This is a genomic window from Desulfonatronum zhilinae, from assembly GCF_900182865.1.
Lineage (GTDB): Bacteria > Desulfobacterota > Desulfovibrionia > Desulfovibrionales > Desulfonatronaceae > Desulfonatronum > Desulfonatronum lacustre.
The window spans coordinates 151,879-165,236 of sequence record NZ_FXUJ01000007.1 but is presented as its reverse complement, the minus strand read 5'-3'; the positions used below and the strand labels follow the sequence as shown (position 1 = coordinate 165,236).

Annotated in this window: 16 protein-coding genes and 1 pseudogene; 5 read left to right on the top strand and 12 right to left on the bottom strand. The window is 60.0% G+C overall.

Features of this window, described 5'->3' with window-relative positions; genetic code table 11:
* Window positions 1-140: 140 nt before the first annotated feature.
* Window positions 141-752, top strand: coding sequence for a class I SAM-dependent methyltransferase (locus AC559A_RS08160; RefSeq protein ID WP_498817355.1), 612 nt, complete (start codon window positions 141-143; stop codon window positions 750-752).
* Window positions 753-850: 98 nt separating this feature from the next.
* On the opposite strand, the gene AC559A_RS08155 is transcribed toward AC559A_RS08160, so the two are convergent.
* Together AC559A_RS08155 and AC559A_RS08150 are read right to left on the bottom strand one after the other, a co-directional pair.
* Window positions 851-1,183, bottom strand: a complete 333-nt coding sequence (locus AC559A_RS08155; protein ID WP_028572306.1) for an XRE family transcriptional regulator — start codon at window positions 1,181-1,183, stop codon at window positions 851-853.
* A complete protein-coding gene (locus tag AC559A_RS08150; protein ID WP_498817353.1) occupies window positions 1,173-1,541 on the bottom strand; it encodes a type II toxin-antitoxin system RelE/ParE family toxin in 369 nt (122 codons plus the stop codon). Before AC559A_RS08150 ends, AC559A_RS08155 begins: the two co-directional genes overlap by 11 nt.
* Window positions 1,542-1,940: 399 nt before the next feature.
* On the opposite strand from AC559A_RS08150, the pseudogene AC559A_RS08145 reads away from it, so the two are divergent.
* The 4 genes and pseudogenes from AC559A_RS08145 to AC559A_RS08130 all read left to right on the top strand — a co-directional run.
* A pseudogene (locus tag AC559A_RS08145) lies at window positions 1,941-2,171 on the top strand (hypothetical protein); the annotation flags it as partial.
* A gap of 60 nt (window positions 2,172-2,231) precedes the next feature.
* Window positions 2,232-3,011 carry a SapC family protein gene (locus AC559A_RS08140; RefSeq protein ID WP_498817351.1) on the top strand — a complete coding sequence of 260 codons (780 nt, stop codon included), beginning with the start codon at window positions 2,232-2,234 and terminating at the stop codon, window positions 3,009-3,011.
* A 16-nt stretch (window positions 3,012-3,027) separates the two neighbouring features.
* Entirely contained in the window at window positions 3,028-3,231 is a 204-nt protein-coding gene (locus tag AC559A_RS08135) for a hypothetical protein (protein WP_498817349.1), read from the top strand.
* Window positions 3,232-3,266: 35 nt separating this feature from the next.
* Complete coding sequence (locus tag AC559A_RS08130; RefSeq protein WP_498817347.1) at window positions 3,267-3,731, top strand: hypothetical protein; 465 nt, start codon at window positions 3,267-3,269, stop codon at window positions 3,729-3,731.
* On the opposite strand, the gene cysC is transcribed toward AC559A_RS08130, so the two are convergent.
* The 10 genes from cysC to ileS all read right to left on the bottom strand — a co-directional run bounded on the left by cysC (window position 3,695) and on the right by ileS (window position 13,245).
* Window positions 3,695-4,291, bottom strand: a complete 597-nt coding sequence (gene cysC / locus AC559A_RS08125; protein ID WP_498817345.1) for an adenylyl-sulfate kinase — start codon at window positions 4,289-4,291, stop codon at window positions 3,695-3,697. The two genes, AC559A_RS08130 and cysC, sit on opposite strands and share 37 nt — an antisense overlap.
* 211 nt (window positions 4,292-4,502) lie before the next feature.
* Window positions 4,503-6,377, bottom strand: coding sequence for an SLC13 family permease (locus AC559A_RS08120; RefSeq protein WP_498817343.1), 1,875 nt, complete (start codon window positions 6,375-6,377; stop codon window positions 4,503-4,505).
* Window positions 6,378-6,522: 145 nt separating this feature from the next.
* Window positions 6,523-6,843, bottom strand: coding sequence for an MTH1187 family thiamine-binding protein (locus AC559A_RS08115; RefSeq protein WP_498817341.1), 321 nt, complete (start codon window positions 6,841-6,843; stop codon window positions 6,523-6,525).
* Window positions 6,844-7,010: 167 nt separating this feature from the next.
* Window positions 7,011-7,724 (bottom strand): hypothetical protein, encoded by a 714-nt coding sequence (locus AC559A_RS08110; RefSeq protein WP_498817339.1) that lies wholly within the window; start codon window positions 7,722-7,724, stop codon window positions 7,011-7,013.
* Window positions 7,715-8,248: a PilZ domain-containing protein gene (locus AC559A_RS08105; RefSeq protein WP_028572315.1), complete on the bottom strand. Its 534-nt coding sequence runs from the start codon at window positions 8,246-8,248 to the stop codon at window positions 7,715-7,717. Before AC559A_RS08105 ends, AC559A_RS08110 begins: the two co-directional genes overlap by 10 nt.
* Entirely contained in the window at window positions 8,245-8,694 is a 450-nt protein-coding gene (locus tag AC559A_RS08100; RefSeq protein ID WP_028572316.1) for an NIL domain-containing protein, read from the bottom strand. The genes AC559A_RS08105 and AC559A_RS08100 overlap by 4 nt, the downstream gene beginning before the upstream one ends.
* Before the next feature lie 6 nt (window positions 8,695-8,700).
* Window positions 8,701-9,624: a tol-pal system protein YbgF gene (gene ybgF, locus AC559A_RS08095; protein ID WP_498817337.1), complete on the bottom strand. Its 924-nt coding sequence runs from the start codon at window positions 9,622-9,624 to the stop codon at window positions 8,701-8,703.
* The gene (locus AC559A_RS08090) at window positions 9,621-9,836 is read right to left on the bottom strand and encodes a PLD nuclease N-terminal domain-containing protein (RefSeq protein ID WP_028572317.1); all 216 of its coding nucleotides are present in this window, start codon (window positions 9,834-9,836) and stop codon (window positions 9,621-9,623) included. Before AC559A_RS08090 ends, ybgF begins: the two co-directional genes overlap by 4 nt.
* 23 nt (window positions 9,837-9,859) lie before the next feature.
* Window positions 9,860-10,363, bottom strand: a complete 504-nt coding sequence (gene lspA / locus AC559A_RS08085; RefSeq protein WP_028572318.1) for a signal peptidase II — start codon at window positions 10,361-10,363, stop codon at window positions 9,860-9,862.
* On the bottom strand, window positions 10,363-13,245 hold the full coding sequence (ileS, locus tag AC559A_RS08080) for an isoleucine--tRNA ligase (RefSeq protein ID WP_498817334.1): 2,883 nt from the start codon (window positions 13,243-13,245) through the stop codon (window positions 10,363-10,365). The genes lspA and ileS overlap by 1 nt, the downstream gene beginning before the upstream one ends.
* Between the last annotated feature and the right edge of the window lie 113 nt (window positions 13,246-13,358).

Sequence of the window (13,358 nt, the reverse complement as noted above, 5' to 3'; positions counted from 1 at the left end):
AATCACAAGTTCGGCTTCTGCTATCTTAAGCTTTTGCATGCGCCTAAGATAACCTTGTTCGGAACTATACGCAAATATTTATGACGCTATGTATAATTGACCTGTACAGGGAAATTCAGACCAAGCAGTAAAAGCCCGCTATGCCACTCAAAACCGTTCTCCACGTCGGCCCAGGCCATCCCAAATCCGGCGCAAAGTTGCCTTCGGGCTTTCAGGCCCAGACATGGCAGGAAATCCGCCTGGACATCGACCCGGCCAACCAGCCGGACATTATTGGTTCCATGCAGGACATGCACGCCGTGGCCGACGAATCCATGAACGCGGTGTACTCCGCCCACAATATTGAGCACGTTCACGCCTTCGAAGTTCCCCAGGTGCTCAAGGAGTTCCTGCGTGTGCTCAAACCAGAAGGGTTTCTTGTGATCACCTGCCCGGACCTGCAAGCCGTCTGCACCCTGGTAGTCCAGGACAAATTGACCGACCCCTGCGTATCACTCACCCGCCGGTCCGATCACGCCCTTGGACATCCTCTACGGCCACGGACCAGCCCTGGCTGCCGGTGTCACCACTACATGGCCCACAAATGCGGCTTCACCCTCAGATCCCTGACCCTGGCCCTCCAAGAAGCCGGTTTCCAGACAATGGCCGGCAAACGCCGCCTTCATGCGTTCTCCTTATGGATGATTGCCTGCAAGTCAGTGGTGGATGAGGCAGAGATCAGAAGGCTGGCCGGTGAGCTTTTGCCGGATTGAACCGGTTGATCCAAAGACAGAACTCAGTGAAGCTGATCCTCTGCTTTGCGGTTAAAGCCGTTGGGGGTATGGGGAGGCACCGGGGATCAACAGATTTTTCAAACGCTCTGGGCATGTTCGCTGTCCAGGCCCGAAAAATTACTGATCTTGACTATTCCCTCTGGAAAACGAGCAACGACCTCAAGCTCCCCTCCCATGGCTTCGATATGACTGCGAAGAGTCGAGAGATACATATCCGTACGCTTTTCCAGCTTGGCGATGGACGGTTGCTGCACATGAAGCAATTCCGCCAACATTTTTTGGGACAACCCCCGAGCCTGCCGCAACTCGTTGAGGGGCATCTGATCCAATAGGGCTTGCGCTTTCGCCTTTGATCGGCTTTGTGCGTCAGAAGACATTTTTGAACGTAATTCTGAGAATTTATTTGCCATCAATCAGCCCCTCCTTTTGAAGCTGCTCCAGGTGTTCATCATAGAGCCTGTCAGCAATCGGCACATACGATTCATACCACCTGTCATCACCGGTCTTATCCCCGCCGATCAGTAAAATCACCACGCGTCTGGGATCAAACGCATACAAAGTGCGTAAGGGTCTGCCCTCGTGCTGAGTGCGGAGTTCTCGCATATGCCCGTGTCTTGACCCCATAACCTTACTTGAATGCGGGAAGCCCAACACTGGACCGCGACTTTCCAGCAAGCGCACGGAAGCATCCAGTGAAATTTGTTCATCTTCAGACAGGGTAGCCCACCATTCACCGAACTCATCCGAATATTCAACTTCCCAAGACATGGTTCACCATATAACCTCGAAGGAATACTTGGTCAACAAGGGATGCAAGAATGAAAGTGGCGATGTGTTCAAGGACAACTGAAGCCAACTGACCGAAAAGACCAAACTCAGTAAAAGGGAAGCCAACCAGCTTCCCTTTCTTTTGCCCATAACCTGAGAAAGCCAATCACCCTCAGCTTCCTTTCAAGCCCTGCCCTTCTGGCCGAACCGGCATTGCCCCATCCTGTTCTGCTTCCTGCTCTGGGAGTGACCCTCTCATTTGCCTTTTAGCACGAATAGTGCCAGGTTTATTTTTCTTGACTATCCCCGCCCCTCCCGCTAACCATTTCTTCACCCTCACTCACCCCGACCAAGGAGTCTCTGGTGGGCCGCATTCCTCGCTTTGTCCGTCACGATCAAGTCAAACGCGAACGCAAAAAAGGCTACAAACTCAGCCGCTCTGACATCTTCCGCCACCGCTGCCGGTATTTCACGGACAGCGGCATTATCGGCTCAAAAAAGTTCGTGGCCGAGGTGTTCGACGGAGTGAAGTACCTGCTGGATTCCAAGGATGAACGGAAGTTTACGCCGGTTGGTGGGGTGGAGGGGGTTTATTCGATGAAACGGCTTGCGGCTGGTGTAAGCCGATAGCTGGTTTGCCCTCTCGTAGTTGAAGAGGTACACTGATCTTTTCGTTTTCAAGGAGACCTCATGCCCAACTACGTACCCGTCAGCAAAGAGAATCATGCATCCAAACGCTGGAAGCGTTTCGACTCCTACGCATTCGCACAGAAAGAAACCTTCCTGCCCCTGGTGGCCGCTGAGTTGCCAAAGGCTGTCACCGCCTTTCCCATCGCCTTTATCCAGCAGAACGACGTATTCTTCCCAGTAGCCTTACTCGGCCTTGAACAAGGCAAGAACCTGTTCGTGGCCGCCAATGGCCAGTGGGTTGGTGCATACGTGCCTTCAGCCCTGCGCGGCCACCCGTTCAAGCTGGCCAAGTCTCAAGACAACCAGCTTGTGCTCTGTGTGGATCAGGACTCCGGGCTGATTACCGACGGGCCTGAAGGGGAAGCCTTTTTCGACGAGTCCGGTGAGCCCTCTGAACCAGTCAAGCAGGTGCTGGAGTTTCTGCAAAAGATTGAAGCCAACCAGCAGGCCACAGCCCGGATGTGCGCGGTTCTGGCCAAACATCAGGTGATCAAACCCTGGCCCATCACCCTGAAGACGCCAGAAGGCGAGAAAACCATCAACGGACTGTTCCAGATCGACGAGCAAGCCCTGAACCAGCTTCCAGGCGAGGCTTTCCTGGAACTGCGCCAAGCCGGAGCCCTGCCCATGGCTTATTGCCAAATGCTTTCCATGCAGCACTTGGCAACCCTGGCCAAACTGGCCGAAGCCCATGCACAGGTTGCGTCCAAGATGGCCCAGCAGAATCAGCCTTTTCAGGCTTCTATTGAGTTCGATGACGACATGATCAAGTTTCAGTAGGGGCGATGGCCAAGCCATGTCTTTCGTCACCATCGACGGCAAATCCTACGAGCGGGAAAGCCTTTCACCAAAAACCTTGGCACAGATTGAATCCATCCAGTTCTGCGACAAGCGCATCACTGAGTTGCAGGCTGAACTTGCGGCGTTCCAGACAGCCAGGAATGCCTACTACAAGGAATTGCGGGAGCTGCTGCCGATTGTCGAGGATGTGCGGCAATAAACCAGCTACTCTAAAGTTGGATCGCCTTTCGAACCATGTCTATCCGCCAGGAAGCCCTGCAATTTGCCTCCAAAGCCGACTTCCCCGGCTTTCTTTCAGTCTGCGACAAGGCCATTACGGAACACGTCAACGATCCTGACCAGCTTCTGGACATCGGAGCCTTGCTGCTGCACTTCGGGTTTCTGACCAAGGCCAGGCAGTGCTTTGAACAGGTACGCGCCATTGCTCCCAACATTCTGCGTCCGGCTGTGAATCTGGCCAATGTAGCCAGAGAAGCCGGGGATCATGCCCAGGCCGGTAGCCTGTACAAGGCCCTGCTCAGCGCTTTGCCGGACAACTCTGTAGTTCGGCGCAATGCGCTGGTCAGCCAGGAATACGATCCGTCTGTTTCCGACAACCAACGGCTGCAATCCGCCAAACAGTGGGGAGAGTGGGCAATTGGGCGTGCCGGTATACTGATAGCTCAAGTCCGTGCTGCGATAAACTCCATAACCTGCTGAACGCATTCATTTAAGGAACAATTGTCAGTTTCCAGAACCAAATCGGGGTTGTTCGGCTCCTCGTAGGGCGCGGATATGCCCGTGTAGTTTTTGATCTTGCCCTGCCGGGCCAGCTTGTACAGTCCTTTGACGTCCCGCTCCTCGCACACTTCCAAGGGACACTTGACGTAGACCTCGAAAAACCGTCCGCCGTCGATAAGCTGCTTGCATCGCTCCCGGTCGGCGCGCAAGGGAGAAATGAACGCGGTCATGCAAATGATCCCGGCGTCCAAAAAAAGCTTGACCATCTCGGAGATGCGCCGCAGATTCTCGGCCCGACCCTCGGGCGAGAAGCTCAAATCGCTGCACAAACCCTGACGGACATTATCCCCGTCAAAAACGTAGGTCAGCCTTTCCGCGGCGTGAAGCCGCTCCTCAACGGCGTGGGCAATAGTGGACTTGCCGGAGCCGGACAGGCCCGTGAACCAGAGGACCATGCTTTTCTGCTTCAACAGGCGCTCGCGCCGTTCCCGTGTGATGCCGCCTCGGTAGGGGACGGTGTTCGGACAGGGTGTGTTCATAAAATGACGCAGCGTGTGATGCGGATTATGTGGGTGGCCGCGTGACACAGCGGCCGTCTCTTCCACGGACCAAGCCCAGGGAATCCGGCATGAACCTTCATCCGGTGGTCCGTGCTCAGGTACTCGGTACGCGGAACGGGTGTCAAGGCGCTCAAATCGGCCTTGATCGTTGATCGGGAGCGTCCGTTCTGATTCAAGCCGTCCCATCCGCCTACAACGGCCAGACCCAAAGCAACATAGGCAGCGTCACGGCGACGACCAGGATGTCCGTGGGCAGGCCCATGCGCCAGTAGTCCCCGAAGTGGAATCCGCCCGGTCCCAGGATCAACGTGTTGTTCTGGTGGCCGATGGGCGTCAGGAAGGCGCAGGACGCGCCGATGGCCACGGCCATCAAAAAGGAGTCCGGATTGACTCCCAGTTGGGACGCGGTGCTCAGGGCGATGGGGCACATCACCGCGGCGGTGGCCGCGTTGTTCATGAAGTCGGTGATGAGCATGGTTGCCACCAGGATCACCGCCAAGCCGAGCACGGCGTGGCCCTGGGCCACCGTGTCCAGAAGAAACCGGGCGATCAGGTCCGCGGCTCCGGTGGACGCCATGGCCCCGGCCACAGGCAGCATGGCCCCCAACAGAACGATCACGGGCCAATCCACGGCCTGATAAACCGAACGCGGCGAGACCACGCGCAGGGCCATCATCGCCAGAACCCCGGTGGCAAAGGCCACCGCCACGGGCACCCCCCCCAGGGCCGTGGCGGACACCGCGCTGACCATGATCAGGGACGCCTTCACGGCCTGACCTTTCGCCGGAACCCGCACGTCCCGCGGTGCCAGGGGCACGCAGCCGAACTCCGACGCAAAACCGGACAGAACTTCCGGTGCGCCCTGCAGCAACAGTACATCTCCGGCCTGGATCGGCGTTGAACGCAGCCGTTTGATGGACCGGTGCCCTTGCCGGGAAATGGCCAACAGATTGATGCCGAAGCGGGTGCGCAGTTCCAAATCCCTGGCCGAGCGGCCGATCAGGATCGCGCTGGGCATGGCCACCAGTTCCTGGACGATGATCTCGCTGGGCTTGGTTTTCCCTTCTTCTTGTTCGCCTTTTTTTCCGGACGCCCCCTTCTCCCGGTTCGGTTCGTCGGAAGAGTGGTCGTCCTGAGCGCCTTGCGCCGACTCCTGCTTTTGGCTTGGCGGAGGCGGCACGTTTTCTTCCAGCTTCAATCCCAGCCCGGACAGTACGGATGCCAGGGATTTGGGCTCGGCCTGAATCACCAGAATGTCCCCATTGCGCAAGATCCGTCCCGGATACGGCGCGGACAGCCGGAATCCGCTCCGGACCAGCCCCACGATAACGGCATCGGCCTCGTCCAGGGATCGCTCCACGTCCCGCAGCTGTTTCCCGGCGGCCTTGCTGTCCTCGGTGATCCGCACTTCCGTGGTGTAGACCGCGGTATCGAAGTCGTCCGTGTCCGACTGCCTGCGTCCGGGAACCAGCCGCCACCCCACAAGGGAGATGAAGGTCAGGCCCGCGACGGTTACGGCAAGCCCCACCGGGGTGAAGTCGAACATGCCGAAGCCGCCCAACCCGGCCTCGGCCCGGAACCCGGAGACGATCAGGTTCGGCGGGGTGCCGATCAGGGTGATGGTCCCGCCCAGGATTGAGCCGAAGGCCAGAGGCATCAAGACCTTGCCCGGAGTCAGTCCCAGCTTGCCCGAAACCTTGACCGCCACCGGCATCAGCAAGGCCATGGCCCCGACATTGTTCATGAACCCGGAAAGCACGGCCCCGAGGCCGGTCAGGGAAGCAATGCTCCTGGTCCGCCCGGCGGAGGACGGCAGAACCCGTCGAGCCAGTTCGTCCACGGCCCCGGAAACCTGCAGGCCGTGACTGAGCACGAGAACGCAGACCACGGTGATCACGGCCGGATGTCCGAATCCGGAGAACGCCTCGGTCCCGGGCACCAGTCCGGTGAAGACGCAGGCCAATAGCGCACCGGCGGCCACCATGTCGTGCCGCCATTTGCCCCAAATGAACATGCCCATGGCGGCCACGAGAACGACGATGATCGTCAGTTGGTCCAGTGTCATGGCGTCCGGCTCGCTTTGTTGGCGACGAGATGGATGAGGGTCATGAAAAAAGCCCGACCCGCGGCGCGAAACGCGACGCATAAGGGTCGGGCGATATGCCGGTAAAGCAAACCGGTGAAAAGGTCATGGGAAGACTGGAGCGGAGTCACGCTCCAGCAAGCCTGGCCTCCACGGAGCGCATCTTGGAACCAATGGCGTCCTCCCGGCCCCGCCGACAATCCAGGCGCAGATAAACCAGAATCCGGTCGCAGTCCGTCGCAAGATCCGCCTGGCAACGCCCCACCACGTCCATCACCTGATCCCAGCGGCCTTCGATCACCGTGCTCATGGGGCCGAACGTAGAGGCCAATCCGCTTTGCCGGATGATGGCCACGGCCCGGGCCACGTAGGGCGCCAGACTGTCGCCCTTGTCCATGGGGAAAATGGATAATTCGGCCAAAACGTTCATCGCGTCATGTTCGCCCATTCGCTCAGCCTCCCTACCAGTGTGTTAAAAAAGCCGAATTCCGCAGGCTGTTCAAAAACCCCGCTGGCAAGGCACAAAAAAAGTGAAAGGCCGAAGCGCATATATTCATACGTGAGGGTTTGAACTTTTTGCAGCAACGCAGCAAGCGGGGATTTTTCAACAGCTTGTTACCCCGCCTTTCCCGGAACAGCCACGCGCACGGACAGCCTCCCCTGGTTCAGGTCGGCGCTCCAGTCCCATCCCAAGGCGGAGGTCAGCTCTTGCAATTCCGGGACATGCCGGATTTCACCCGCCATGCCGCCGACTTCCTCGGTCTCCGGGGTCGTGGCCATCCGGACCGCCAAGCCTCCGCCGGGCAACGGCCCGAACCCCAAAGCCAACTTCAGGGCCAAGCCCGACGTTCCCCCGGCGTTGTCGTCCCTAAAGGCGGACAGCAGGGCCGTCAAAGGTTCTTCCAGACACCAGGTCAAGGCCAGGGGAACGGCTTGGATATGAGGGGGCGGGGGGTCAGTGGCGAGGGTCGCGGCGACGTTGTGCTTGAACAGCAGATCGCTCTGCCAGAACTGGAGCAGCCAGGAACCGAAATGCGTGGGGTCGATGAGCTGTCGAGTCGGATTGACGTAGGCGTCCCGCCAGGAAAGGACGTCGAGCTGCGATTTCAACTCCTGGGCCACGCGCTCCAGCCGCGTGCACTTCTCCAGCAGGTTCGGACGCAACGCGTCCAGCCCCTCCTTGGCCAGGGAGTTGCGAAGCAGTTCCGTTTGCATGGTCAGGGCGTGCACCGGGTTGTTCAGATTGTGCACGATCCCGTTGAGCATGTCTCCAGCCACGGCCCGGCAGCGCTCAGCGGCCAGTTCCAGCAAGGAGTCGGTCAGTTCCATTGTTTGCTCTCCCGGATACGCTCCCGTTGCTGTTGAAAGACGTACCGGACTATGGCCTCCCGATCCTGTTCGCGGATGGAGGTGAAGTCCACGGCCCAGGCCGAATTGCCGGCCCGGTCGTCCCGGCGATGAATTCGGCCCATGACCCCGACCGTCTGCAACGGGAACTGACTCAGGAAGAGCACCAGTTCCAATCGGTCGTCCAGGGCGAACTCCCGGTCCGCGGTGAAAATCAGCCCCGCGCCGCTGATTTCCACGATGTTCACGGCCACGGGGAACGTGCTTTCCAGGTGCTCCCGATTGGCCAGGCTGAGCAGCATGTCCAGCTTGGAATTGATGGTTTCCAGAAAATCCAGCAGGGCCTCCGGCATGTTCGCGCCCTTGGGCCGTAACGCCGCGCTCTGGGCTGCGTCGCAACCGAAGCATCCCTGGTAAACGGCGTTTTCTTCTCCCGGCGCGAGAAGACGCAGCCGCCCCGGAAAAAAGGCTTCCACCCTGGAATAGGTCCGCTTTTGCTCGCTCATGCTCCCTCCGTGATCGCCTCCCAAATCCCGTTCTCGGTTTCCAGGACCATGGCCTTCACCGGGCACAGGCTGGTGCACAGGCCGCAGGCCGAACATTTCTCCCGCAAAAACAGAACTTCCCGGCTGTTCAGGTCCACACGCAGGGCCTTGGTCGGGCATAATGCCGTGCACAGGCCGCAGTGGACGCAGGAATCCTCAATACGGCGAATCTTCTGGGCCACCGGGGTGATGGCCACCCCGTGCTCCTTGAGATACCGCAGCCCCTCGCGACACTTCTTCCGATCCCCGATGATCTCCAAGGTCATCTGCCCTTCCTGCTTCGGAGAAATGCGGGCCTTAAGGATGTTGAAGGTCAAGTCGTAGACCCGGGCCAGATTGCAGACCACGGGCTGATTGGAGACGTCGGGAGGAAAGGTCAGGTAGATGGTTTCCTTGGTTTCGGACATGATTTCCTACCGCCCCCGCTGTTCATCCAGCATACTCTTGGCCCGGACGGCCTCGGGCTGATCCGGAAACCGGTTGACCAGATCTTCCAAGACCAGCACCCCGGCCCTGTCCTTGCCCAGCCGGAAAAAGGATGCTCCCTGCTTGAGCATGGCGGCCGTGTACTTGTTGCTCTCGGGATGCTTGCTGATCACGTCCTGGTAGGCCAGCACGGCTTGGCCGTAATCTTCCATCTGGAAAAAGCTTTCCCCCTGCCAGAACAAGGCGTTGGACAGCAGAGGGTGCTGGGGAAAGGTCGTGGCGAATTCCTGCCACATCCGCTGGGCCTGGGCGTAGTTGCGGTCGTGAAAAGCCTGTAGGGCCAGATCGTACAAGGCCTGGGCCGGATCGTCCGCGGTGGAGGGGACCATTGGCGGCTGCGGGCGGCCCGGCATCACGACGTCCGGATCAACCATGATCAACTGATCCGGCCCGTCCGGTAAGCCGGGCAAGTCCGGCTGCGTCGCGGCCGGCCCGTCCGGTCTCGGCCCCAGGTCCAGGGCCAACTGGCTGGCGATCATGGTCACGGAACGATCCAGGTAGGCCACCCGGCGGCCGAGGTCCGCGATATGCCCGCCTTCTCCAGGGCGATCCCCCTGGAGCATGCGTTGCAACTCCTCCATCTGGCCCTGCATGGTGGCGGTCTGGATGCGCAGGCTTTCGATTTCGGCCCACAGATTGGCCTGGGTGGCTCGCATTGGGGTGCTCACGCCTTCCATTTCCGTCAACAGCCTGGTCAGTTCCTGATCCAGGGCGGCCAACTGGCCCTGCAACCGGCGCTGCTGCTGCTCCTGATCCCAGACCCGGGCGGACAGGGTGTCCATCTCGCTCCGGGACGCCATGCAGGACGCCGTGAGCAGGCTGATCAGCACGATAATCAAACGGTATTTCATTGTTCCCTCCGGGCTCGTTTACGGCCCCAGATCAAATAGACCAGCCCGCCCAGAACGGGCAGGAAAACGCTGGCCGCGATCCAGGCCATTTTTTCCTGGGGCGTGGCGAATTCCGAATGAAACGAATGCCAAATGGCCCATAGGTTGGGCAGAATGGGCAGGGTCAGAAGCCCCAGGATCAAGACAAGCTGCGATGTCGGCAGATCAAACATGAGTGGTTCCTCAAATTTTCGGATCAGTCGTCGTCCTTGGAGGCCAAGCCGTAACGGCGGGTGCGGTAAACCGAGACCAGGAGCAGGACCGAGCCGATGCTGATGGCGATATCCGCCACGTTGAACGCCGGCCAATGGTACTGCCCGATGTAGAAGTCCAGAAAGTCGACCACTTCGCCCAGGCGGATTCGGTCGATCAGGTTACCCATGGCTCCGCCCAGAATCAGGCCCAGGGCCGTGAATAAAACGGTATCCTCCCTGGGCACGGTGCGCAGCAGATGCAGGATCAGGACCACGGCCAGGGCGGTCACGCCCAGAAAGAAATACGGCCGCCACGGGGCGTCCAGATCGCTCAGAAAGCCGAAGGCCGCGCCTTTGTTCAAAACGTGCACCAGATTGAAAAAGCCGGGAATCACGGTCTTGGAGGTCCACAAGGGCAACGACGCGGCCACCCAGAGCTTGGTGATCTGGTCCAGGACCAGCACCACCAGGGACAGGGTCAAAACGAGACGATACCGGGGCGCCATTACCGACCCTCCAGGGCTTCCCGACAGCGGGGGCAAACGCCGTCGTCGCCCTCCGCGGCTTCCGCGTCCAGTTCCTCGCTGTAGACCCAACAGCGGGGGCACTTTGTCCCGGGAGCCGGAGCCACGGCGATGCGCAGTCCGTCGACCTCTTCGCTGACGAAAAGGTTGGGAGCTTTATTGCCCGACGCCTGGCTTTCAGTGGCCTCGCTTTCCGGACGGACCTCCACCTTGGAGACGATGAACACTTCCCTGAGCATCGAGGCCATGGGCCGGAGCACGTCCAGCAGGTCGCCATGGACGTACAGGGTCACCTCCGTATCCAGGGAGTGTCCCACGATCCCGGCCTTGCGCACCGGCTCGATGGCCTTGGTGGTTTCGGCCCGGACCCGGATCACGGTTTCCCAGGCCTGTCGCGCTTCTTCGGCCAGGGGGTCGGCGATCGCACCCGCTGGAGCCGACATATCCGGGCCTTGAAAGCGCAGGCCGAAGACGCTGGGCGACGTCCCGCGGACGTCCTCGGGCAGGTGCTGATACACCTCTTCCGCGGTGAAACTCAGGACCGGAGCCATGTCCGTGAGCAGCATCTCCAGGGCCCGCCAGAGCACGGTCTGGGCCGAGCGCCTGGCCAAGCCGCCCGAAGCGGAAACGTACAGGCGGTCCTTGACGATATCCAGGTAAAAGGCGCTCAGGTCCGTGACGCACATGTTGTGCAGGGTATGGAACACTTTATGGAATTCGTACCGTTCATACGCCTCCGCGATCCTGGCGTGCCGTCGGGAGAACAGATCCAGGGCGAACCGATCCAGGGGCAGGAGCCGGTCCGTGGCCACGGCGTGCTCCGCAGGCCGGAAGTCGGCAAGGTTGCCCAGCAGGAACCGACAGGTGTTCCGGATGCGGCGATAGGCGTCCACCAGGCGGTTCAAGGTTTCCGTGGAAATGCGCACGTCGTCCTGGTAGTCCTCGGAGGCCACCCAGAGCCGCAGAATTTCCGCGCCGTACTGTTTGATGATCTCCTGGGGAGCGATGACGTTGCCCACGGACTTGGACATCTTGCGGCCATTGGCGTCCACCACGTAGCCATGCGTCAAAACCGCCCTGTAGGGAGCCGTGCCCCGGGTGCCCACGGAGGCCAGCAGCGAGCTGTGGAACCAGCCGCGATGCTGGTCCGACCCTTCCAGATACAGGTCCGCCGGGAACGTGCATTCCGGACGTTGTTCCAGAACCGCGGCAAAACTGGTTCCGGAATCGAACCAAACGTCCAGGATGTCGTCCTCCTTTTCCCAGAAGGTCGAAGCGCAGTCCGGGCAGGCCAGACCGGCCGGGACCACCTCGTCCAGAGCAGCCTCGAACCAATAGTCCGCTCCCCGTTCGTGCCCCGCGAACCGATCCACCACGGAAACGACCCAGTCCGGGTCCGTGTAAGTATGGCCGCAGTCCTTGCAGATCAGGGCCACGATGGGTACGCCCCAGTTGCGCTGCCGGGAGATGCACCAGTCCGGGCGGTTGGCGATCATGTTATGGATTCGTTCCCGTCCCCAGGCCGGAATCCAGTTCACCCGCCGGTCGATTTCATTCAGAGCCTTCCCGCGCAGATCATCCGCCTGCATGGAGATGAACCACTGCATGGTGGCCCGAAAAATCACCGGCTTGCGGCAGCGCCAGCAATGCGGGTAAGAGTGGGAGATTTTTTCCTGGGCCAGCAGCCGACCGTTTTGTTCCAGGATTTCAATCACCTTGGGGTTGGCCTTGAAGACGTTCAGTCCGCCCACCAACTCGGTCTGGGGAGAGAAACAGCCTCGGTCGTCCAGGGGGGAGAGGGTCTCCAGGCCGTAGCGCAAGCCGGTTTCATAGTCGTCCCGGCCATGCCCGGGGGCGGTGTGCACGCAGCCGGTGCCGGCCTCCAGGGTCACGTAATCCGCCAAGACCACCGGCGAAGGACGATCGTAAAACGGATGCGCGGCCAGCAGTCCCTCCAGGCGCTGCCCAGGCACGCCGGCCAGCACCTGAACGTCGGCCCAACCGAAGACCTCCTTCAACCCGGGAACCAGTTCCTCGGCCAGGATGAACCGCGCACTTCCCTCAGTCATTTTGGTCTGAACCAGGGCATATGAAAACTCCGGGTGCACGGCCACGGCCATGTTGTCCGGAATGGTCCAGGGGGTGGTGGTCCAGATCACGATGGACGTCGGGGCCTCGTCCAGGCCTGGAAACACTTCGGCCAGCCTGGGGTCGTTCACCGGAAAGGCCACGTAAATCGAGGGGGAACCATGCTCCGCGTACTCCACCTCGGCCTCGGCCAGAGCCGTTTCGCAAGAACAGCACCAGTGCACCGGCTTCTTGTTCCGGACCACCGCGCCCTTGGCCATGAATCGGGCCAATTCCCTGGCCGTGGCCGCCTCGTAAGCCGGCTTCATGGTCAGATACGGCTCGTCCCAGGTGCCCAGCACCCCCAGACGCTTGAATTCCTCGCGCTGGATGTCCAGGTATTTGGTGGCGTACTCCCGGCATCGGGCCCGGATTTCCAGGGTGGAAACGGGCTTCTGCTTCAGCTTGAACTCCTGCTCCACCTTGAGTTCGATGGGCAGTCCGTGACAGTCCCAGCCGGGAACGTACTCGGCGCGCAGCCCCTGCATGTTCCGGGACTTGACGATGATGTCCTTAAGAACCTTGTTCAGGGCCGTGCCCAGGTGAATATGGCCGTTGGCATACGGCGGGCCGTCATGAAGAACATAAGTCCGCGCCCCGGCATTGGGAGCGATCATGGCCTCGTAGGCGTTGATTTTTTCCCAGAAAGCCAGCATCTTGGGTTCGTTCTGACTCAAATTGGCCCGCATGGGGAAAGACGTTTGCGGCAGGTTCAAGGTTTTCTTGTAGTCGGTCATGGAATGCCTTTATGGACGAAAAACGTGATGAGAAAAATGTGCTCAAAACCAACGAGAATATCTGAAGTATGCCGCCCCGGAAGTCAAGGCGGCCCAAGGAGAACTCCGGGCCA